This window comes from Candidatus Micrarchaeia archaeon (genome assembly GCA_041653315.1).
Lineage (GTDB): Archaea > Micrarchaeota > Micrarchaeia > Anstonellales > JAHKLY01 > JAHKLY01.
Window position 1 is genome coordinate 1 of sequence record JBAZFO010000012.1, and the last position, 23,804, is coordinate 23,804.

The 23,804-nt window shown below is 44.3% G+C and carries 13 protein-coding genes and 1 pseudogene; all 14 read left to right on the forward strand.

What is annotated here, in order from left to right; genetic code table 11:
• Nucleotides 1-25 precede the first annotated feature (25 nt).
• The 14 genes and pseudogenes from WC356_03550 (at nucleotide 26) to WC356_03615 (ending at nucleotide 23,797) form a co-directional block, all read left to right on the forward strand.
• Nucleotides 26-1,090 (forward strand): annotated as a pseudogene (locus WC356_03550) (DUF4043 family protein).
• Nucleotides 1,091-1,174: 84 nt separating this feature from the next.
• Nucleotides 1,175-4,030 (forward strand): hypothetical protein, encoded by a 2,856-nt coding sequence (locus WC356_03555; GenBank protein ID MFA5382216.1) that lies wholly within the window; start codon nucleotides 1,175-1,177, stop codon nucleotides 4,028-4,030.
• A 51-nt stretch (nucleotides 4,031-4,081) separates the two neighbouring features.
• On the forward strand, nucleotides 4,082-4,675 hold the full coding sequence (locus tag WC356_03560; GenBank protein ID MFA5382217.1) for a hypothetical protein: 594 nt from the start codon (nucleotides 4,082-4,084) through the stop codon (nucleotides 4,673-4,675).
• Between the two features lie 53 nt (nucleotides 4,676-4,728).
• Nucleotides 4,729-5,556 (forward strand): hypothetical protein, encoded by an 828-nt coding sequence (locus WC356_03565; GenBank protein MFA5382218.1) that lies wholly within the window; start codon nucleotides 4,729-4,731, stop codon nucleotides 5,554-5,556.
• Complete coding sequence (locus tag WC356_03570) at nucleotides 5,557-7,473, forward strand: hypothetical protein (GenBank protein MFA5382219.1); 1,917 nt, start codon at nucleotides 5,557-5,559, stop codon at nucleotides 7,471-7,473.
• Nucleotides 7,470-7,760, forward strand: coding sequence for a hypothetical protein (locus tag WC356_03575; GenBank protein ID MFA5382220.1), 291 nt, complete (start codon nucleotides 7,470-7,472; stop codon nucleotides 7,758-7,760). Before WC356_03570 ends, WC356_03575 begins: the two co-directional genes overlap by 4 nt.
• Nucleotides 7,757-8,179 carry a GNAT family N-acetyltransferase gene (locus WC356_03580; protein ID MFA5382221.1) on the forward strand — a complete coding sequence of 141 codons (423 nt, stop codon included), beginning with the start codon at nucleotides 7,757-7,759 and terminating at the stop codon, nucleotides 8,177-8,179. Before WC356_03575 ends, WC356_03580 begins: the two co-directional genes overlap by 4 nt.
• A gap of 1 nt (nucleotide 8,180) precedes the next feature.
• Nucleotides 8,181-9,071, forward strand: a complete 891-nt coding sequence (locus tag WC356_03585; protein MFA5382222.1) for a hypothetical protein — start codon at nucleotides 8,181-8,183, stop codon at nucleotides 9,069-9,071.
• 16 nt (nucleotides 9,072-9,087) lie between these two features.
• A complete protein-coding gene (locus WC356_03590) occupies nucleotides 9,088-9,552 on the forward strand; it encodes a hypothetical protein (GenBank protein ID MFA5382223.1) in 465 nt (154 codons plus the stop codon).
• 11 nt (nucleotides 9,553-9,563) lie between these two features.
• Nucleotides 9,564-10,481, forward strand: a complete 918-nt coding sequence (locus tag WC356_03595; GenBank protein ID MFA5382224.1) for a hypothetical protein — start codon at nucleotides 9,564-9,566, stop codon at nucleotides 10,479-10,481.
• Nucleotides 10,471-21,594 (forward strand): strawberry notch family protein, encoded by an 11,124-nt coding sequence (locus WC356_03600; GenBank protein MFA5382225.1) that lies wholly within the window; start codon nucleotides 10,471-10,473, stop codon nucleotides 21,592-21,594. Before WC356_03595 ends, WC356_03600 begins: the two co-directional genes overlap by 11 nt.
• A 42-nt stretch (nucleotides 21,595-21,636) precedes the next feature.
• Nucleotides 21,637-21,978, forward strand: coding sequence for a hypothetical protein (locus WC356_03605; protein MFA5382226.1), 342 nt, complete (start codon nucleotides 21,637-21,639; stop codon nucleotides 21,976-21,978).
• 9 nt (nucleotides 21,979-21,987) lie between these two features.
• Nucleotides 21,988-22,230: a hypothetical protein gene (locus tag WC356_03610; GenBank protein ID MFA5382227.1), complete on the forward strand. Its 243-nt coding sequence runs from the start codon at nucleotides 21,988-21,990 to the stop codon at nucleotides 22,228-22,230.
• 37 nt (nucleotides 22,231-22,267) lie between these two features.
• Nucleotides 22,268-23,797, forward strand: coding sequence for a polysaccharide deacetylase family protein (locus tag WC356_03615; GenBank protein MFA5382228.1), 1,530 nt, complete (start codon nucleotides 22,268-22,270; stop codon nucleotides 23,795-23,797).
• The last annotated feature ends 7 nt before the right edge of the window (nucleotides 23,798-23,804 follow it).

Here is a 23,804-nt window from a genome sequence, read left to right on the forward strand (position 1 = left end):
TTACTGTTAAAAAGGCGGTACTGTTGTTGTTGAATCCGATGCACCACTTACAGGCGGCGGCGTTGGAGACGATGGCGATACGACCAACTCTGAAGAGCAGGGCAAGGTTAGAAATATGTCTGTTACTGTCCACGAAAGAGCACACTCTATGAAGTCTGCCGGTAAAATGTCTGAGCAGTTGACGGCAACAAACATTCGTGAAAAGGCCAAGAAAGACCTCGGTATCTGGCTGTCGGAAGCGATGGAAAAAGACATCGTTACTTCCGCTGCCGGTCTTTACAACGAGAACTCCGGCGGTTCGGCCATTGACACAATCAATGAGTCGTACCCGACATCGAGCCGTATTTTCTACGGCGGTCAGACTGTTGCCGGTGTTATTGCTAACAGCGGCGCGTCTTATGGCACGGATGCTCTTTTGACGGCGGCGGCTGAAGCCGACACTCTTTGCGGCACACTGATTCTTGAGGCCATCAAGAGACGTTGTATGGCTGCTACACCTCGTTTCAGACCTGTTACGGTTTATAACCTTAACAATATGAACCCTGACGATGTACGGTCTGGCAAGAATCTCGGCGAGCCTATTGCCAAGGTTATGATTGTTCTTTTGAACCCATTACAGGTGAAAGCAATCAAACAGGAATCCGGCACAGTAGCTTTCAAGGCTATGGAAGCCGCGGCGAACAGCAGAGGCAATCTCAATCCGATATTCTCTGGTGCGGGCGTGTTCTATTGGGATGGTATGTTGTGCTTTGAGTACGACAGAATCCCAACAAGAACAGGTGCAAACGGCACAACTTTGGCTGAGGGCTTCTTGCTCAACGCCGGAAGAACCGCAACCACTGACGCAGTTGCAAACGGCAGAACGGTAGCAAGAGCATTGTTCCTCGGCGGTCAGGCATTGTCGTTTGCCTGGGCGCAGAAGCCGGAATGGTCGGAAGATATGGTTGATAACAACAAGCCGAAAGTCAAGGTAGATATGCTTTATGGTGTAAAGCGTACGCTGTTCCTTGACCACGGCGCAACTGCTGTCAGCACAGAACAGGACGAGGCGATTTATTGTCTCGATACCGCTGTTCAGGTTGACGCATAACCGTATCTGAAAACAAACTGAAAATTGAACGTAAGGGCGGGTTTTATTGCCCGCCCCTTACCTGAAAAAAAGAAAGAAAAAACAATGAAAAAACTGATTTTCAGCTTGCTTGTTTTACTGATAAGTTCCGGCCTTTCATTTGGTTGGGGTACAAGTAAGGGATACAGTTATCACAAGTTCGAGGTTGTTGATGAGTACGGCAGAACAAGAACTGACGTAAATAGCGTTACAATCCGAACTCCGGCCACGACCAGTGCACAGACCATTTACAAAGGCGATGGCGCACTGGCGATAACACAGCCGATAACTGAAACCTCTACAAATACCACGCTCGACAGAACTACTGGAACTGTTTATTGGTACGGCGGTATAGACGCTTGGGATTTCACTATAACATTGGACGGCGGCTCAATTTATGCCAATCAAGGGCATATGTCGCTTGCGTCTAATCAGAATAGGATTATTTTCCCATCGTACTTTACCGAAGCAAGCTCAACGGATTACAATGACGCGGATACAGCGTCATTTGGAACTGACGGCGATTGGACGATTGGTTCATCGGGTGCGACGTTACAGGTTACTCCTGTTGTCGGCACAGAAGCCACTCCGGTATCTTTTAATATCGGGGCAAATACCGCGGGTGCAGATTTTAAGCTGTTTGGTGCAACGACTGGCAGTTATTGCTTGTGGGATTCGAGTGCAGATTCTCTAATTCTTGCAGGCGCGCCAATTACAGCAACCGGAGCGGCAGTAAATCTTAACGCCTCGTCAAACTTTGCCATAAACTTGGCAACCGGCACATCTACCGGAACAGTAACGGTTGGCGGCACTGGTGTTCAAACCATTGCTATTGGCACAGGCGGCACAGGAGCAAAGACCATTGGTATTGGTGATGGCGCATCAACTGGTACGACTACAATCAAAGGTGGTTCAGGCGGTGTTGCTATTAACGCAAGTAATGGAACTGTCGCCACTAACATTGGCACAGGAACTTCCACTGGCACAGTAACCATAGGAAGTGCTACAACTACGCAAGCAATTGCGGTTAATGCAGGCACAGGCGATTTAGCGTTGACCAGTACGGACGATATTACACTGACCACCAATACGGCGGTTACGGATAACATCGTGATAACAAACACACAGGGAACTGCCGCTACCGCAATATCTTTACAGGCAACCGCAGGTGGTATTGACATCGACGGCGGCTCTGGTGCTGATATCGCAATTACTTCAACTGGAAAATCTGTTGCTATTACGGCAACCGAGGCCGCTTCTGACGCTATCGCTCTTACAGCTACTACAGGTGCGGGCGGTATTACCGCTTCGTCCGGCAGTGGCGGTATCAACTTGAACGCAAGCGTAAATCAGCCGGTTAATATCGGTACTGGTACGTCAAGCGGAACAATTACACTGGGCGGCGGGTCTGGCCTTTTGGCTATTGCCACTTCATCTTGGGATGTAGCAACCGATGGTACTATGACCAATATAGGGGCGATTACCTCTGGCGGTCTATTTACTGGTACAGCCGGAGCAACAATTACTGGTGCAACCACAAACATTAACGCATCAAGTAATTTCGCTACCAATATAAATACCGGTACTTCTACAGGTGCGGTTAATATCGGCAGTTCGACTTCTGGTGCGTTTGCGATTGACACCACATCAACCGTTACTGTAAATGCAGACGCTTCACAAGCCTATACCGTAACAGATACCGTTGCCGGTAATGCCTTTACTTGGGACACAACTGATGGTGGTATGGCTTTCACGGCAGCGGGTGCTGCAAACGGCGATTTTTCTATTTCCGCTGCGGACGATGCAAGTATTACAGTAGCCGATGATTTGACGCTAAATGGCGGCTCTGCCGGTTCGATTATCAATCTTGGTACAAACACGCAGGGTAATGCCATAAATATCGGCTCAAACGATACTACGGCTGATACGATTACGGTTGGCTCTGCCAAAGACACAACTGCCGTAGCGGGCATCGCAGTAACCGTTGGAAGTACAGGGACGACATCCGCGACTACGCTTCAATCTGGCACAGGGGACGTTTCGATAACGTCAACAGACGCTATTACAATGACCTCTGCCGGTGCTTTCAATATCGGAGCTAATGCGGTTGCTCAAACAATTACCGTTGGTAATGAAACTGACGCAAGTTCGCTTGCACTGAAAGCAGGTACTGGCAATATCACAATAGACGGTGTTGCCGCTACTACCATTACCATCGGCGATGCCGCACAGACAGGCACAATGAAGTTTGGCGAATCCACAGCGGCGGTACAGGTTGACCTTGCCACTGGGAATAGCAATAAGACGGTTAATCTTGGCACTGGCACAGGTGTAAGTTCAATCAATATCGGAACTGGTGGTACTGGCGCAAAAACTATCACAATCGGCGACGCTGCTTCAACCGGCACAACTAATATCAAGGCCGGTTCGGGTGGTATAAATATCACCGGCTCTGTTATCAGAACTGACCAGCAGTACGTCCAGACCGTAAGCTATTGCAAAGTCGGAGCGACTGCCGGTTGGGTAGTTCCAGCCGCGGCAGATGGCGCACACCTTGCCACGCTGCCTCAATCACAGACGGCCTCAACACTGGTAATTCCGATTACAATACCCCTAAAAGTCGGGTACACAATTACCGGCTGGACAATCAATGGGCAGATAGACAGTGCTGGCAATGCGGCAACTCTTGACGCAAGACTTTATAAGCATACAGAAGCAGAAGCGGGATTCACTAATGCCGCAATCGGCTCTGGTATGACGCAACTTTCAAAAACTGCTGACTATAAAGTAGTTGAGGGCGAAGCATCGCTCTCTGAAGTTGTCGCGGCTGACGAATCTTACTATCTCCTTGTTACGGGCACAACAGCGGCTACCACTGATATTGAAATTGCAAGCATCACGGTTTCCGTTTCAGAGATTTAATTTAATAAAGGGCGGTATTAAACTGCCGCCCTACTTTTTAAAAGGCGATTTATGGGCGTTTTAAAAGCAGACATTCTGACATTCGTAAATAACGTATTACGAGAAGCGTTTACGGGTACGCAATTAGACGAGGAAATAAAAACTTGCCTGGCTGATTTGTCAAAAGCAAATCTGTTGGTAGGTACTGCGACTAATGTGCTTACTGTCGGCGATGTTTCCGTTGCTTTGCCCACAGATTTTAAGCAGGAAGTGTCTATTGTTCCAAGTCTTGCCGACGTGAATTATTCACCATTAAAACCATTTCCGGGCGGATTCACTAAATTGCAGGACGCTATGACCGGCACACCAACCGGACTGCCGGAGTATTACACGATTTTCAATAAAACAATGTATCTGTACCCGGCTGCGAGTTCGGCTTATACGCTGACCACTTCATATTATAAGCATCACGCAAAGACAGTGGACGCTATTACGTTTGGCGATGATTTTTCAAACGCAATAAATTTTGGTTCGGCTTATTACGCCGCGTTGTTCCGAAAAAAATCAAGCTATATCGAAATATGGCGACCAATTTACGAAGAAGAAAAGGCTAAAATGATAGCCCTTACGCCAACTCAACCACATATTATCAGAGGTTTAATATGAAAAAGAAAATTTCAATAATTGCAATACTGGCTCTAATCACAGTTTCGTTTTGCTTGGGGTGGACGACTTATAATACTTCCACGCCAGCCAATTCCGACGACCCGCGAGAAGCTGCGCTAAGAATGAGAGAAATCAAAGCGGCTAATCAGGAACGGCAGGATATTGACCATTACTGGCCTCTTACCAGTACGCAGGTGAGCGATGTCAATGTAGGTGAACATCGAAAAATTACAATTCGAGATGTCAATTCCACTGATATTGCGGCATTTACTACTGGCAAGGCGTATCTTTACAGGTATGGTGATGAATTACATTACAAGGATTCTTATGGCCTTTGGTACAATGAAACGCAGATAACGAGACAAGGGTATGTAAATCTTGACGATGCCATTGTAAGCAGCAACGTATATATTAAGGCTAAAAACGCTGCCGGGAATGGTGAAGTTGATTTAATAAAAGGAAACGCTTCTGGTGTTGCTGTTTTACCGAATGGTTCAGAGATGGATTCCTCCGCTGCACCGACCGCAGACGCTGATATTGCCAACAAGAAGTATGTCGATGACCAGAGAACGGCATCGGCGAAAGATGGATACGCCCCGACGACTTACACGGGTGGAGAAAGCGTTACATTTCCAAATGGGATGATATTAAAAAGTGGAAGTTTTACTCATACGTCATCAAGCACAAAAGCTGTAAGTTTCGATGTGGCTTTTTCGGCAGGATGTGTGCCAAAAGTAATGGTAATGCCATACTGCACGGATGAAGACGATATGTACACAGTACACTTAGTTGGTCTTCCTACGAGGACGGGTTTTTCAGTTTATTTCGGAGGTGCGGAATCTTCCTTAGCCGGAGCGCAGTGGTTTGCAATAGGATATTAAATGGCAGATTTTTCAATAACAAGCCCAAAAGCCGGACGTTTCGAGGGAATACCCAGTATTCTCCTTTCCGATGTCTATGTAGCCACAGACTCCGCAAATATCAGGGAGCAGAACGGCGAATACCGCAAATTAAAAGGGCGGGCGTACGAGTTTTACGACAAGAATTATGCACCTATCGTAACGCCGGTTTTGATTTATGCGATAACGGCAATAAGCGAAGCTGACCATAAATTCACAATCGCCGGTGAAAACAAAACCGATATAGAGGCGGAAATAATAGACAGTGAATTGAGAGTGAACGGCTCTACCGACCAAGACAATGACCAGATTTATACGGTGGTTTCAATTACCGAAAATGGCGGTAATACTGAAATAGTCGTTACCGAAGACATAGTCAACGAGTCGGTTGCTGCTAAAGGCAATTTGTTTGTCGGTGCGACACCGGTAATGAAATATCACTACTATAAAAAACCATCGACAAAAACAGAATCTCTTTTTGTTGCAACGGCATATCATATATGGCTTTGGAATAATTCAGCAAAAACTTTAGAAGTAAAATTCACTTGCGATACTCCGGCATCTGTAAAAAGCTGGCAGATTGTAACACATAGCGACTTTAACGTATATGCGACAAACAATGTTGATTTGGTTCAAATGTTGGTTGGAGAGAATTTGCCTACGGCAGGTTTTGACGATTTAGGCGGTGATGAGGGAATACCCATTGACGGTACTCTTGACGGCGAAGGGAAAGCAGTCAATTTTATTGTAAAAGCTAAAATCATAATCAGCTATCAATCATACCTCTTTTTGGGGTACGTTACTTATAATTCAAACGATGTTTTTAATAACCGCATTCACTGGTCAAGCCGAGCAAGTGCTTTCTGGGACGACAGCGGCGATGGCGATTGGAACATAAACGGTTCGGGCGATGCGGGATTAAAAGATTTCACTAATGATTCTGATGTTCTTACCGGATTCGGCAAGTGGAATGACTATATGGTTGTGTTCAAACAGAATACACACCATACCGGCTGGCTCGTAACCGATGAGACTGTATTCAACTGGCGGGAAGAAGATTTAAAAGTAGGTGCTATTGGTGCTGATTCTATCGTAAATGACAAACAGGGACGGCTTTACTGGTTCGCCTCTGATTTTTCTATAAGAGAGATTAGGACTCAATCCGAAATATCTATACCGATAAAAGATACGCTTGTCAACATTGCCACTGGCTCTGACGCTAATGCGGAAAATTACGCAGAGTACATTCAAGCGGCTTACATACCGGAGTACAGGTCTGTTTATTTTGCTATTCCTTATGGCGTTACGACCACAAATAATAAGGTTGTAGAGTTTAACACCGACACCGGAAACTTCTTTGTCTATGATATGGCGGTTAGTGCTTTCGGGCATTATACCCGACAGGTTCAATATACTTACGATACTCTGCCTTACTCCACTTATGACGAATGGGGATTGGCCTGGTTGATGTACGATATTAACCGTAATAGCGTCGGTTATGCTTATATTCTTGCTTCTGATTACAGTGGTAATACTTTCGCACTTCATCAATCAACTAAAGACGTAGGTGAAGCGTTCAATGGCACGCTGGTTTTCAACACCACTCTTTCGCAACCAAAAAACTTACCATACAGAAAGCGGGTAAATAACGGTGCGACATTTATTTTCAACAGAAAAATCACTGGAACTGTAACAATTTATATTCAGCCTGATACAAAAAAAGACTGGACTACGCTTGGAACGGTATCGCTTGTTGACGCAACCGAGCCTGATATGGTTTCTGTTCATCTGCCTTTTGATACTGCTTTTAAGACCGCGAAATTCAAACTCGAAAGCCCTGATGATATGGAATTTGTCGGCGCGTTATTTACTGATTTCCAGGTCGAGGACGAGAGATGAGCAAATTGCCTAAAAATCTTCCGTTCAATGAACTGCAACTCGACAGTATTCAGAATACGGCTGATATGAAACGCTGGCTCAAAACTTTCATAAGTGATTTCAGAAAACTTTATGAAGTTATTTACAACGAAATTGAAAATGATGGCCGGAAACACAGAACGGTTTCGGCAGACCCGACAGGAACGGCAACTTATGGCCTGCTCGGCGAGATAGTTTTTTTTAATAATAAATTTTACGGCAAAACAGTCGCAACCGGAAACGATACGGATTGGAGTTTGCTTAATTGAATATCATAAATGCAAATAACCTGAAATTCAAACCGGCATTATTGAATTTGCTCAAGAAAATGCCAAACAAGGTAAAAGATTATCCTGTCGAAGATTATGCAAATTGGCTCGACAAAAATCTTGGTAACGAAAACTTTGGGGTATGGTTTGCTTTTCATCAGATACCAGTTGGTTTAATTACCTGTGAAATAATAGATACGAAGAACGATAAATATGTCTTTGTATCTTTTTGGTATGTTCTGGAATCTATAAAAAACGAAGATGTTGCGGGCGACCTTTTTAGACACGTTGAAGAATGGGCAAAATCAAAAGATATTCATAGGATAGTCGGCGAAACAATACGATTATCAGGCGTTAGGGCTTTTATGAAAAAATATAATATCAAAGTTGAAAAAATAATTCTCTCTAAGGAGATATGATATGGGTTCTTTATTTAGTGGTGGTCAGGCAAAAACTCAAATTTACGAGCCAGATTCAAGTGCAGATTCAAGAAAAGAATTACTAAAGAGAGGTACTGTACTTTCGTCTGATATGCCGTTGCAGGGCGTTGCGGATTTGACACCTCTCGAACAGTACATACAACAGATAACGCAAAACTATGTAAAATCTTCGCAGCCCAACACCTACCAAAACGCAATAGACCTTGCCTCAAAAACCGCAAACGAATCTACGGATATTATGTCATTGCCGGAAGTCCAGGGCTTGATGAGCCAGATACAGGAAGCGGGCAGCAAGGAATCAAATAGACTTGGCAGGACATTGCAATTAACCGGCGGAGCGGGTACGTCAAAAGGCAGAAACGTACTCGGCCAAAACGTAACTAATATGCAAAACCAGATGGCATCTTCAATGTCTAATTTTCTTAATGCCGAAAGGGCAAGAAAATTACAGGCTACCGGCTTGATGTCTGATTTACAAAACGCACAATCTTCGGATTTGTTACAGAAAATACAAACCGGAAGTGCCGTTGGTTCACTGCCGCGTCAAATGCAACAGCAACAACTTAACTCATTATATGGTCAACAGATGATGCCTTGGACGCAACAGGCAAGCATATTGCAGTCTTTATTGTCCAATCCGCAGGTATTGGGGCAAAGTGGCGCAAGTCAAAGTGGGTTTAGCCAGATGCTACCCTTAATTGGCCCGATGATGAATATGTTTGGGCCAATGTTAGCGGGGGCTGGCGGTGGTGCTGGAGCCGCAAGTGGAGCAGGCGGATTATTTGGCGGTGGCGCGGCGGCAGGAGCGGGGGCAGGGACAGCTGGTGCAATGTCTCTTGAGGGGCCGAGTATGTTTGCGGGAATGTTTTAATAGATAGGAATAAATTATGATAACTACAATGGGCGGTAATGGCGATGTGCCGACAGGGATTATGAGTCCTATTTCGATAATCCTGCAAGGCGGATTAAATCTTGACCCCTTTTCGATAATTGGCGGACTTGGTGTTTTTGGCGGATTGAACGGCGGCCCCGGAATGATTGAGGGCTTATTTGATGAAGATGTGCCTGCGGTTGGAATAAATGGACTACTTTCGGGTCTTGGTCTTAGTGGGAAATTGGGCGAAATAGGCGACAGGGCTGGTTTTGGTTCACCTAAAAATGATTTAATTCGGGCTGCTCCAATCGCTGGCTCAATTATGGGCAATATGTTTGCTCCGGGTATTGGCGGGCCGATAGGCTCTGCCGCCGGTTCTGCTGGCGCGGCAATGATGCTTGGAAACATAGGCACTGACAAGCCGGGGTATTGGGATAATTACGTTAATGGTGTTGGAAACATAGAATATATAAGCTAAAGGGTTTTGTGATGATTACAACTATTAAAGGCGGCTACGGGGCTCAAGGGAAATATGGCGGTTCAATTCAGTCTATGGCCACGATTTTTAATCAGTTAGGCCAACTTGAACAAACGCGGCGACAGAATCAGCAGATAAATGATTTTCTTGATTTGACATCAAAAGGTATCGACCCGCAAACCGCCTTGATTCAAATAGCCCAAAAAGGCACTCAATACAGTGGTGGATTAGGCGGAATGTTCCAAAAGTTTTCTGGTGGAGCTGGTATGTTGCCTGCTCAACAAAGCATTCTTGCTCCACTCGTCGCAAAAGCTGTAATTGAAAACGCTTACGGCCAGACACGGCAGAGAAGTAATAAGTTTGAAACTTTCGTTGGCGAAGATGGCAAAACCCATAAAGGCGTATTCGACAATGAGGGGAATATGATAAAAGATATGGGTATTGCACCATCGCCAAGCAGTATGACGGGTAAGAGCGATGACGAAAAACTACTTGATTTTTATGATGCGCGAATTAAAGGCATTAGTACGTATGACAAGACTAAATCAAATAAAGCCAAACTTGATTTTTATACAAAAAAGAGGGACGGCTTACTGGCCAAACAAGAGACCGCATTGGGCGGAGAAAAATTCCAAACATTAGTAGATGGTTCTATTGGTAAGAAAGTACAAGAAGCACAGGACATTATCAGTGATGTTGAGGATACTGATATTGAGGCCGCGGCAAAGGGCGGTGGAATGAAAAAGGGTATGCAGGACACCGAAAACCTAAACGACCCGAACGCCGTTATCAATGACGCATATACTTCTGGTGTTATCAATGACGATGATTTGGCCGTAATAAGCCAAGTCTTGAAACAAGACCCTGCAAAAATAAAAGATATTCTTGCGATGATTAAGCAGAAAAAGGAGAAGTCTGTTGGCAAGTGATTTCACAAAACTACTTTCCCCGGATAACAATACGGCTGTTATTGAGCGTCCAAACCAAAGCAAGAGCGATTTCACTAAATTGCTTACCACTGACAAGGTTGCTGTTTCGGAACAGCCCAAAAGCGATTTTACGAAGCTCTTGCAACCAAAACAGCCCTCTATCATCGAAACCGGCACACCGGAACAGCCTATAAATATCGCGGCACAGTACAGGGATATGCTCGACCCGAATACCGGCAAGGATTCTGTTTTCGTCGGCGCAAATACTGACGACCCTGTTAAAAAAGCTAAATTGCCGGACAGTATTTTCAAGATAGAATCTCCTGCCGGAACGCTTTACACAACAAATAAAGCAAAGGCAGAGGCTTATAAAGCCGACCAGACAGACGAGAACAGGGCAAAGATTCTCGGATATAACGAGCCAAAGAGCGAAATTCTTAACTCCGGCAAAGAGCCGCAAGCCGTTGTTGTCAAAGACGCAGACGGTTATCGAATTGCCGAAGAACTTACCACCGACCCGAACACGGTTATCGCAAAGTACAAGAAGCAGGGATACAAAAACATAGCCATTGAATCCCCGATGCAGACTCAAATCAATAGGGCTCTGCCTGCCGACCCGCAAAGCGGAATGACGCAGGGTTTCCAGGGTATTCAGCCGCAGACAGCGGGATTAGAGCCAAGCAAACTTGAAAAACTTACGCAGTTGCCCGGCAAGCCATTAGTCGCCGCCGCTGAATCCGTTAAGAAAAATATGCCCTCTTTATCAGAGTGGAAAGCAATCGTAGCAAATCCGACATTCAAGGGCTATACACCAGAAGAATATAAAGGCGGTTTCCTAAAAGAAGTAAACGACAGGGCGTTTGTCGCAGCCACAAAAGTTATACCTTTTGCCAAACTTATGCAAAAAGCAATGTTGGCCGGCAAACCGGACGAAGTTAAAAAAGCATATCAGTCGCAGTTAGAAAATATGCCAAAAGAGTTTACCGGCGTTGGAAGCATAACAGTTCCCTTAACAGCAGACCTTGTGAAATTAGCCGTTGATTGGAAGTATCTATATCCGGCGTATTTCAAAGTTGCCGGGCTAAGTAATGAGGCCATCGCCTCAATACCAGCATTTAAAAAAGCCGGGCAGATTATCGAAAACTCTGGCGGTATTAAGGCTATTGCCGACAAATTCCCGCGAATCTATCAGGGCGTAAAAAATGCCATTGGCGCAAGCATTGCAGGTTTTGAAGTCGGTGCGGGCGTTCAGGCGGTTGAGGGTACAGGGCAAGGCACGTCTTATGGCCAGCAGGCAAAGGATATTGCGGCATCAGGCGGTAAAATGGCCGCTCTTGCCGGATTGTTCAGCGGTGCAGGCAGTATTGACGCACGATTGAAACTACGAGCCGATAAACAAGCGATGATAAAGCGATTAGACACGCAAATACGGCAAACAGTAGCAGAGATACCATCCGCACCGGGAAGCGCGGCGGTAGTTCGCTCGGTAGAAAGCCTTAAAAATGCAGGATTAAAACGCATTGACGAGATTATTGCGGCTCACGAATCCGACATAACCGGTTTTAGAAAAGGCAATTTATATCCGAATGTTGCCAATGCAGAATTGGCAAAAACCAAACCGGCACAAGAAATTCAAAGATTTTTACAGTATGGTTATGAGCCGACGCGCAAGATTGATTTCAAAGCACCCGAACCATTAAAGTCTGGAATGGGCGTTCGCAAACCAACAGAAGTATTGGCGAACGAGCCTGCCACCAGAGTGGGCGAGATTGCACAGGCGATTACAAGACCAGTAGAGACTGTTAAAGGGGCGATTAAGGGCGTAAGAGAAAGCATTAAGCCCCAGTCGGCGGCAGAAATAACCAAACAGATACAGGCCGAAGCAATTAAAGCTCCTATGGGTTCTATTCGGGCAGTTAAAAACTCTAATGGCAAATATGAAGTCAAGATGGGAAGTAACGCACCGGACAATCCTTTTACCAATGAAAGTTTTATTGGTGAATTTGATACCGCACAGATTGCCCGAAGCTCATATAATGCTTGGTTCAATAAGCAACAACAGCAAAAAACCAAAGCACCTATTTCCGAACAGACCGCCGTTATTGAGCCAAAAACAGCCGCGCCGGTTGAAGTAGTAAAACCTGCGGAAAAGATGTCTGAAATTATTCCAGATGAAATTGCTAAACCTATAACAAACAAAGGTTTAAGCCCTGAAATTATAGAAAAAACATCAGAAAAAGAATCAGCCATTTTAAAAACAGACCAATTCCCCATAGAAGAAGTGTCTATTGAGAACATCTTGCTTTCTAAAGACGTACCAAACTTTAAGGAAGGTGCAAATAAAAATACTGGCGTTGTTCAGGGCGAGGAATTGCAGGGCAAGTACAATCGGCTCGGTACTGCCCCTATTTTGGTCTGGCAACGAGAAAACGGCGATATGGAAGTTATTACCGGCAGGCACAGGCTCGACCTTGCCAGAAGAACCGGCGAAAAGACCATACCGGCACAGATAGTCAAGGAAGCGGACGGTTTCGATAAAGCAATGGCCTTGACATCGGACGCAGAAAGTAATATAAGAGATGGACAGGGAAAGGTTAGGGATTATGCCCAATACTTCAAAAACACCGAAATTGACGAAGGAACAGCAAGAGAGAGAGGACTATTATCGCGCGCTAAGGGAAAGGCCGGCTTCATCATTGGAAAAAGTGCGGTCGATGATGTCTTTGCCAGATTCCTCGGCGGAAAACTCACAGAAGCCAAAGCCGAAGCAATAGCCGTAGGCGCACCGAAAAACGAATCTGTTCAATTAGCGGCGGCGGCAGAAGCGGAAAATATGTCTGCCGATGAACTTGAACAGTACACCAGAATTCTCGCAAGAACTAAACCGTCAGACAACGTAAAGGCTAAGCAGGGCAATCTTTTTGGTTTTGACGACTCTGCAATCAATGAAGCCAAAGCCGTAAGCAAAGAAGTCTCCAAAGAATCTAACTTAATAAAAGACCGTATTTTGGCAGTAAAAGGCGCGTTGCGAAGGCCGGAAGTTGCCAAAAAAATGGGATTAGAATTTTCCGATGAAGCACATATTAGGGCAGAAGTTAAGAAGTTGGAAGATAGATTAGAGGCGTTGAGACATACCTCGACTACCCCTGAACTTTATGCGGAAATGAAACAACGATCAGGTCTATCCCCCGAAACAGCAGAAAAACAGGCTGCCCGTGATAACATAGCCCCTCAAAACACAGCCGAAGCGGGAATTACAAAACCAGAAACCATCAACAGAGATTATAAAATTATCAAAGAAAAACTTGGCGAAAAAAAAGCACAAAATTACTTTTCGCAAGTTTACAAACTTGTTAATCCTAATCAAAATGAAATTGCTGAATATAGGACAAATGGTATTGTTGTAAAAGAGGGCGACAAATATTTATTCAAAGCAATCGCGGGCGAAGGCACAAAAGCATCGCCTTATCGTTTATCCGATTGGAAACCGCAAGACGTTACATCCTCTTTTAACCAGCCCGCCCCCGAAGATGGGGGTGCGAAAACACAAAAACCACCAATTAGTGGTAAGGCCAGAATAGTAAAAAGCAAATCTGGCATTGAAACGATTCCCATTGCAAAGGCCAAAGGCTCTTTGTCTGATGATGTGTCAGATTGGCTCGACAAAGGCCATACGATTACCGAATCAGACTTTTTCAAATTAGCCGATGCCGCTTATGGCGGTACGAGAGCCGAGGGCAAATATCAAATATCGGACGCTTACGATGAACTTGAGCTCGGCGTAAATAAACACCTCAAAGGCAAAACCGACCCGACCGTTAAAACCGCAAAAGATGCTGTTGTTGAGGCCGGAAAAGCAAGGGCAATTCTCGATAAAATCCCTGTTCAGAAAAACCGTTCAGGCGAAAAAGATACAATGCAACAGTTCTCTACTCCGCCGGATTACGCTTATGCAATTAGCTGGCTGGCTAATATAAATGAAAATGACATTGTTTTAGAGCCGTCTGCCGGTACTGGCTCAATAGCTGTTCACGCTGTCAATGCGAAACCCGCCAAAGTTATTGGAAACGAATTATCTGTCCGCCGGGCAGAACTGCTTAAGGAAATTGGTGTTGACGAAGTTCGCACGGAAGATGCAGAGCAGATACATAATATCTTTGAAGAAAAGCCGTCTGTCGTTCTTATGAATCCGCCGTTTTCAAGAGCTGCAAGCCGAATGGGTAATGAGAAAGTTCTCGGCACAGACTTGCGACATATTGACGCGGCATTGAAATTATTGCAGGACAAAGGCCGTCTTGTGGCGATTATGGGCAGGCCGCTACACGAAGCAAAAGGCGAAAATAAATCGTTTATTGTCTGGCTAAACGGCATAAAAGCCAAATATGATGTCAAGGCCAATATCTACGTAAATCGTGATATTTACAAGAAATACGGCACATCATTTCCGACAAGAGTTCTCGTAATAGATAAAGTCAGAGCCAAAGAACGCAAAATAATCGGCGGTACTGTTGACAGTATCGACCAACTATTATATACTTTAGATGGAGTTCGCAATGAACGTCAAAGACCTAAACAAGTCGAAACTAAATCAGGTTTGCAAAAACCTGCTGATACAGGAGAAGCAGGAAGCCAGCCCGGAGACATTATACAATCTTCAGTTGACATTATGGGGGCTGGAAAACTTAGACCTCAAGGGAGCGTGGAGCAACGTACAACAGGAACTTCTCGACCAAGCCGAAGCAATGTTAAGCTGGAATCCGCAGAAAGTAAATCGGACATTGGAGCAGGGGACGTTGCCGGACGACGAGACGGCTTGGGACAAGGAACTGCTGGACAGCAAGGACAGTCAACGGGTAGCAATAGAGCTAATAGACAATCTGTACAGTTATCTGAAAACAATCAGGCCGGAATTAAGCCAGACTCAAGCGTAGATGTTGTTCGCATAGAACGCCGCGATAGCCAAAAAAACAAATCTAATAAAAAGCTCACAGACAATGTTTTTGAATCTTATAAGCCCACCAAAGTCTATATGCCGGGCAGTAAATCCCACCCAGCCTCATTGGTCGAATCGGCTGCGATGGCGGCAGTTCAATCGCCGGATATGAATTACGAGCTAAAAATCCCTAAGGTGATTGTCGCCAAAGGATTGCTGTCTGATATACAATTAGAAGCTATTGCTTATGTCGGTCAGGCTCATAGTCAAACATTGCCGGAAGATACGGGCGGCGTAGTATATCGCAAGGGCTTTATGATAGGCGATGGTACTGGCGTGGGCAAAGGCCGCGAAATAGCCGGTACAATTCTTGATAACTGGCAACACGGAAGACGCAAAGTTGTTTGGTTATCAGAAAATCAAAAGTTGTTCAATGACGCTATGCGGGATTGGGTTGCTCTCGGACAAGACAAGGCCACTATTTTTAACTTCAACAAGATTAAGGCCGGTGCGCCAATACAGGCAAAACAAGGGGTTTTGTACTCCACATACGATACTCTGAAATCAAAGAGCAAGGACAAAGACGCTAAGAGCCGGTTAGAGCAGGTCATTGATTGGCTTGGTGCTGATTTTGACGGCCTGATTGTCTTTGACGAATCTCACAATATGTCCAATGCTACGCCGAAAAAAGGCTCTGCCGGTACTACAAAACCATCTAACAAAGCACTGGCGGGCGTGGACTTGCAAAAGAAACTGCCTAATGCCAGAGTTCTTTATGTTTCTGCGACAGCGGCAACAGAGGTTGATAATCTTGTATATGCTGACAGGCTTGGTCTATGGGGTGCGGGAACGCCATTTGCCAATAAATTCGATTTTATAAACAAAATATCAGAGGGCGGAGTTGCTACGATGGAATTAGTCGCCAGAGATATGAAAGCTCTGGGATTATATGTAGCCCGCAACTTGTCTTTCAATGACGGTACAAAAGAGGGAACGGTTGAGTACAAGAGGCTTGAACACGTTTTAACACCAGAGCAGAGAAAGGTATATAATAAATTAGCTGATGCGTGGCAGGTAGTTCTTAACAATATCAATGAAGCGTTAAAGGTTACTGCTGGCAGTTATTCAAGAGACGGCGAACCAAAGATAAACAAAGACGCAAAACGCTCTGCGATGAGCCTGTTTTGGTCTGCTCATCAGAGATTTTTCAATCAGATTATAACGGCAATGCAAGCACCATCAATGGTCAATGCCATTGAAAAAGACCTTGCGAATAATGAGTCTGTCGTAATTCAATTAACCAATACATTTGAAGCTGCACAGGAAAGAGCTTTGTCGCAGCGAGACACATCAGACGAAGATGGTCTTGACGATTTCGATATTACGCCGCGTGATATGATAATGCAGTTAATCGAACGCTCATTCCCGACCGCCCAATACGAAGAATATGTTGATGAAAATGGCAATAAGAGTTCGAGAATTGTAAAAGACTCCAAAGGCAACACCATCCAAAACAAAGAAGCAGTTGCTATGCGGGAACGCCTGCTTGACCAGTTAGGAAGTATTGTCGTACCGGAGTCGCCGCTTGATATGATTATAAACCATTTCGGAATCGACAAGGTTGCCGAAGTAACAGGCCGCAAGAGACGAGTTGTATTCAAGAGGCAGGAAAACGGCGAGATGAAAAAGGTTATTGATAAACGTCCGCCCGCATCATCTAACCCTGCTGAAATAGCCCGATTTATGAATGGACAGAAACGGATACTCATATTCAGCGAGGCTGGTGGAACTGGCGCAAGCTATCACGCCGACAGAATAGCTAAAAACAAACAGCATCGCTCACATTATCTATTTCAGGCAGGGTGGCGGGCTGACAAGGCTGTACAAGGGCTTGGTAGAACGCACAGGTCTAATCAGGTCAACGCGCCGACATACACACTGGTTACTACCGATTTGAAAGGCCAAAAGCGATTTATTAGCACTATCGCAAGGCGGCTCGACCAATTAGGGGCATTGACTAAAGGAGAGAGAAAAGCTGGCTCAACCGGCATATTCTCCGCAGCGGATAATTTAGAGAGTATCGAAGCTCACGAGGCTATGCGTACTTTTTTCAGTGAACTGGCAAGAAACCAGATTGAAGATTTGGACGTTGCTACGTTCCAGAAACAAACCGGCTTGAAGTTGGTTGACGAACAAGGCAATTTATTACAGACATTACCGCCAATCCGACAATTCCTTAACCGGCTATTATCTTTGAATATCGACTACCAGAACAAGGTTTTTGATGAATTTGAAAGCAGATTGCAACATAAGGTCGAACAGGCGATTGCCGAGGGTACGCTTGACCAGGGCATTGAAAATTATCGTGCTGATAAAATTGAGACAATAGAACAAAAAACTATTTATAAGCACCCGCAAAGCGGCTCGGAAACACAGTATGTCAAGTTGAAAATTGGCAGGAAAATTGAGCCTATCACTTGGAGCGTTATCCAGAAAAGAAAAGTGAAGTCTTTTGTTCAATCGAGTAAAGGTAAGTTATACGCTGTTATTGACACCCACGCCCGCACAGAGTCAACGACAGGCCGCATAATAGGCCAATACAGGCTTATCGACCAATCCATCTCTCGGTTCATTGACAAAGACAATATAGATTATGACCGCCACGATAATTGGAAAACCATTGACAAAGCAAAAGCTGAAAACCTTTGGAATAATGCCGTTGATGATTTGCCGAAAATGCGGGAACACGAAGAACATCTAATTACCGGCTTGATTCTGCCGATATGGGACAGGCTTAATGGCAAGGCTCGTGTATATCGCATATTAACCGATGACGGCGAACTGCTTGTCGGCAGGATTATACCGGCAAGCGAAATACAACGGACATTGCAAAATCTCGGCGCAACATCCGAAGCACCCGAAATGTCCCCCAATAAAGCAGTAAAAGGTCTTTTGGGCGGCGACTTTACTATTGACCTTGTCAATGGGTGGCGTATCAAAAGTGCTGTTGTCGGCGGCGAAAAACGTATTGAACTCACCGGATCTGATTTTCAAAATGATATTGAACTTGGCAAAATCGGAGTTTTCAAAGAACGTATTGCTTACAAAACTCGTTATTTCATACCCACTGCCGATACGGAAACCTACGAAGAAGTCGTTAAGAGGTGGCCGATATCGAACATAGACTATGCAAGCAGTAGAGACACAGGTTTCCAATCTGACCCACAAATAGACGTTGACCCGACTGGCGAGGGCGGTTTTGTTATTGTTCCGGGCGGACGCGGGGAACGCGGCAAAACTCAAAAGAACTGGCTCGATACAGACAAGGTTAAATCGCCTGATGCTGAAATAGAAGATTTCTTTGGCAGGACACTTCGCCCGCCATACGTTAAAAAGGCCAGTAGTTTAATTGAGAAAGCCTCTGCGTATTTCAGAGAAAGATTTGTTTTTGCTCATCACGCGCCACAAACACCGGAAACGGCTTATATCCGCGATTTAATACGGACAATGCCGGAAGAACGCCGGTATGCCTTTGAAAAGGCTGTAAAAGATATAATCGCCATATTAGACGGCGACGGAACGGTACAGGCTCTTGACAGTGCCGGTCTTGACTTGTTAAGGCGTAAAGTGTTTGTTCAGGATATTCTGCACGAAGCGGAAATATCACGCTCGGTATCAGGCAATTTAAAAATTGAACAGTTGCAGGCAGAGGACGCAAGGCTTGATGAACTGATAGCAAAAGTACCATCGGTTAAAAAGGCTTATGAAGCACGTCAAAAATTATGGGAAAACGTTAGCAAAGACCTGCTCGATAGAGGTGTACTTGGCGAAGAAGAAGCCGCGAACAGGGCTTATGTCCGCCATTTCGTTCTCGACCTTGCAGAGAAAAACAGGCCGACAGGCTTTAAGAAAAAGAAACTATCAGACCCATATCGCTCATATTCCAAACACCGAAAAGGTTCTGTAAAAGACATTTCTACCGATTACCTATCTGTTGAAGTAAAAGCCCTGGGCGAAATATATGCTGATAATGTCGTTGAAGATGTTGCCAATAAGATAGGCGAAAAAGAGGATAAGCGAAAAGCATATACATCAGCGGCAAAGGCTGTTAATTTCCGTAATTTAGTGGGCGGACAGGAAAACGTTAAGCGAATAATGCAGATTAGAGCCAAATTACAGGAAACTACCGGTTCGCAAGATTCTGATATTTTAGAGCAACGCAAAGAATTGATTGCGGAACTTACAGACCTTGACCCGACATATCCGTACCGTAAGAGAATTGCTATGCACCTTTCAAAGCTGAAAAAGAAAGGCACATACAACGAACTGGAAGACGATACAAGCGGCTTGTTCAAAGAACTTGCTCGATTGGCCGCAGAAGAATCTAAATCGCCGTTAGGATTGGCCGCAAGGGGCGTATTCAAGGCTATGGCCGAGCGAGATAAAATGATACGCGATACGCTCGGCAAGGAATATCTCACGCCAGAAAAACTGGCTATGAAAGACGGCTATGTTGAATGGTTTTACAAGAGGCCGAACGTATTTTATCGGGCGCAAACTCTGAACGAATCACAGATAGCGGCTTTTGTTGAAAACTCCGCAGAAGAAGTCGGAGATATGTTGCATATTCCTAAATCAAAACTTCGCGCCGCTCTTGTGCTTGGCAGACGCAAGGGAATGATAATACCGGATTGGCTGGCCGCACAGCTTGACGACCTGCCGGTAAATAAGAGAAGTGGTTATGTAACGCGGTCTTTCACTACTCCGTTTATTCAGTTTTGGAAGCGATGGATTTTAAGAGTAAATCCAATCAGGTATAATTTCCGCAACCAGTTAGGTGATACTGAACGCCTTAATGCGTCCGGCCAGACCAGCCGAATCAAGAACATACCACAGGCATTAAAAATGCTAATAACCAAAGAGGGTGAACTTTATACCCTTGCAAAGCAATTCGGCGTAATCAATTCGGTTTTTTGGCACGAAATGAACGATGTTTCTAAATTGCCGGAATTTGAAAAATTCAAGAATATCAGTTATCAGAAGAATTTTAAACAAGCAATCGCATCGTTGTTCACCTTGCCGGTCAAGACAATATCAAGAGTTGGCAGTATCGAGCAAACCCTTACGCAAATGCGGGAAGATGTTTTGAGATTGGCTGTATTCATCGGCAATTATGAAGACTTGAAAGCCGGAAAACCCGCTCGTCATTGGGCAGGTCAAGTGGCCGACATTGAAGCTATTGCAAAAGAAGAACCCGCCAGGGCTGCGGCGAAAATATCAAGAGAAACGCTCGGCGACTATGGCTTATTTACGCCTTTTGAAAATGATGTTTTGCGTCAAGGCATTTTGCCTTTTTATTCCTGGATAAAGTTAAATACCACTTTCTGGCCGAGGGTCTTGAAAAATGCCGCTAAAGAGGGTACTGCCGGCAGAAACATTGCGGCGGGTGCGTCCATAGCGGGATTAAATATCTCCAAATGGCTCATTCGTGCTTTATGGGCTTATGCAGCGGCCTATCTTTGGAATCACCGAGACGATGAAGCCAGTAAAAAAGAAGAAACCCTGCCATTCTGGTTAAGGGCTATACCTCACGTCAATATCGGGAAAGTAACTCTTTGGGGACAAACCGCATTGAGCGACTTTATGGAATGGTTCGGTATGGACGAACTGGCCGGTGTTATGTGGCGCAAAGACGCAGGATTCCTTGATGCTAAAGAAGCGGCGTTAGAAGCGGCAAAGGTTATTGCCGAGTCCCCGGTGAATAAAATGTATCAGGCGTTAAATCCGTTCCTGAAAGCACCTATCACCGGCATAACTGGACAATCTACTTACCCAAATGTATTTAAGCCGCATTTTGTAGCCAAACCCGCAAGCACCAATTCTCTTGAAAGAGCGATATTAGATATTATGGGCGGAGACGCAAAGAAGTTTTATCAAACCGCCGTTGCCGATAAAAAGGGCAACCGCAGGGCATTTGACGATACCCTCAATGCTTACTTTGCCGGATGGTTTATGAGACAGACCGACGAAGATACTATGCTTGAAGAAATCTGGAAAACTAAAGAATGGACAACGCTTAAAAGAAATTCCAAGACGACAGGCAGAGTAGCAGGCGACCCCAAAAAAGGCAAAGAGGCCGAATGGGAAGAATCTAAAATAAGAGAACGAGCGTTATATTAAAAACATCACAGCCAAACTAAAACTTTGATAAAGGAATACACAATGAGCGGACAGAACAACGAAGATAAAAATTGCGACACCTGTAAAGAACACAGTGGAATGATAGGCGAAGTCGATAATATCAAAAAGTCGGTGGACTTATCAACAGCCAATATTACAAGGCTTTTTGATAAGTTTGAAGCTCTTGCTGAAAAATTCCAAGATAAGTTTCAGGAACTAAGCAGTGGTTTTCAGGATAAACTCGAAGAAATGAGCAAGGATTTTCAGGATAAGTTTTTGAAACTTGCGCAGCGTCCGGGCTGGTTAGTATGCTCAATTATCGCGGCAGAGACAACCATAATCGGCTCGTTGCTTACGTTTATTTTGACTACGCATTTTAAATAAAGGAGTTTTATGGAAACTTATAATTTTATCGTAAAACACTGGGTTGAAATTGTTGCAGTATATACCTCATTGGTAACGATTGCCTCGATTATCGTCAAGTGGACAAAAACATTAAAAGACGATACTGTACTGCTTGCGATTATTAAGTTCACAAGCAAATGGATAGCCCTTAATAGAACTGTCAACGACAGCAAAGAGCGAGATAGAATTACTGATATTAACGAAATAGGAACAATTAACGAAAAGGAATAAAGTTATGAAAAAGTTTATAGTTTTATTGGTTTTGGCGATGGTATCAGTTGGGTTTAGCGAAAGAACTTTTCTGCCTACTGGTATGTATAATTTAACAAACACTAAATTTGTTAAGCCCACAGATTCTCTGCAAACCGCCTACGATTGGCTCAAATCGTCTGGCAGAGATGCGCAGATGGGAGTATTGTCAGCGACCAATCAAAGATATTTGCTTTTAACTGCTGGTACTTATGAAGATAATTTGGCTATAGATACAAATTTTGTGAATGTCAAAGAGCTTGTACCGTATACAGTTTGGGTTAGTGGAAATTGGACAGTAACTGCTGGTATTGATACTCTGCCAATAAATACTACTAAAGGTAGTGTTTATAAATATAGAAATGTTAAGCCAATATTTATAGAAACAGCGGATAATTTGACTGGTTGGCAAGACTCTGCAGCGTTTTGCAGTCCTTCATTAGTAACAACATCTTTATGTAGTACAAATATAACCGTAGCAGGGTTACCTCAATCAGTTGCATTTACAATAGCGGATGAGCATACTTACGCAAGCATAGATAAAACATTTTCGTCGCCAGTTGACATAACAGGTTCTCAACTGGTCATTCGATATAAATTAGAAACATTACCCACGGCTATTTCATTTACTTTTGGAGATTCTGCGTGGAACAATTATGTAGTAATGAGGATAGCTCGACCAACATCATTGTTTTCGTATGCTGGATGGCACGAGGTAAGTTATACTTTAACAGATGCGTTGACAGCTACTTCTGGAGATTTAGCCACAGCGTTATCATCTTTTCAAAGATGCAAGATTCGAGTTGACGGGACTGCTGGAACTACTTTTATCTTAGACCGAATTATGTTTATACCTTCAATGGCAAAAGGATTTTATTCCTTTACTTTCGACGATGGACATAAGAGTAACTATCGCTATGCAGCCTATTTATCCAGTAAAGGAATAAGAGGAACTTTTTATGTAGTACCCAGTTTGGTAGGCACAACAAATTATTTGTCAATATCTGAATTACAAGAGATGCAAATGGCTGGGCATTTAATTGCAAATCACACTTTTGACCATAGGTACTTTAGTGTTTTGGGAGACCCAATGTATACCGCTTTGCAGGATTATGCTTGGGCTGCTAACTGGCTTCAAACAAAGGGAATGGCAACTGGCTCTCGAATAGGAGCTGCCCCTGGAGGAAGTGGTAATTGGCTTAATCAATATGACCAGATACTTGATTTGGGTGTATTGGAGAGTATTCGATTACTTGAGCAGTACTCTACCGATACCTATCTTTATCCTGGGTCTTATGACCTTAGCAAAATATATGCCAAGCATATAATTGATAATCCCGGAAGTGCCTCTGCCGCGGCAGCTTTGGATAGATGTGAAACCTATAAATTTCCATTGATTTCGCTATTTCACCCTCAACTTGAAGGAGGTACAGATTTCTCGTGGGCACAATTTACCGCTCACGTAGATGCAGTAGTAGCAAAACGTGATGCTGGTACTATACTGGTTGGTACACCTCTTGACTTATTAAAAATGACAGGAGTTGAATAATGGCAAA

What these genes read in the sequence shown, in the direction of transcription:
- WC356_03610 (MFA5382227.1), top strand. Translation starts at nt 21,988, where the DNA reads ATGGAAACTTATAATTTTATCGTAAAACACTGGGTTGAAATTGTTGCA.
- WC356_03560 (MFA5382217.1), top strand. Translation starts at nt 4,082, where the DNA reads ATGGGCGTTTTAAAAGCAGACATTCTGACATTCGTAAATAACGTATTA.
- WC356_03615 (MFA5382228.1), top strand. Translation starts at nt 22,268, where the DNA reads ATGGTATCAGTTGGGTTTAGCGAAAGAACTTTTCTGCCTACTGGTATG.
- WC356_03595 (MFA5382224.1), top strand. Translation starts at nt 9,564, where the DNA reads ATGATTACAACTATTAAAGGCGGCTACGGGGCTCAAGGGAAATATGGC.
- WC356_03575 (MFA5382220.1), top strand. Translation starts at nt 7,470, where the DNA reads ATGAGCAAATTGCCTAAAAATCTTCCGTTCAATGAACTGCAACTCGAC.
- WC356_03585 (MFA5382222.1), top strand. Translation starts at nt 8,181, where the DNA reads ATGGGTTCTTTATTTAGTGGTGGTCAGGCAAAAACTCAAATTTACGAG.
- WC356_03555 (MFA5382216.1), top strand. Translation starts at nt 1,175, where the DNA reads ATGAAAAAACTGATTTTCAGCTTGCTTGTTTTACTGATAAGTTCCGGC.
- WC356_03590 (MFA5382223.1), top strand. Translation starts at nt 9,088, where the DNA reads ATGATAACTACAATGGGCGGTAATGGCGATGTGCCGACAGGGATTATG.
- WC356_03570 (MFA5382219.1), top strand. Translation starts at nt 5,557, where the DNA reads ATGGCAGATTTTTCAATAACAAGCCCAAAAGCCGGACGTTTCGAGGGA.
- WC356_03605 (MFA5382226.1), top strand. Translation starts at nt 21,637, where the DNA reads ATGAGCGGACAGAACAACGAAGATAAAAATTGCGACACCTGTAAAGAA.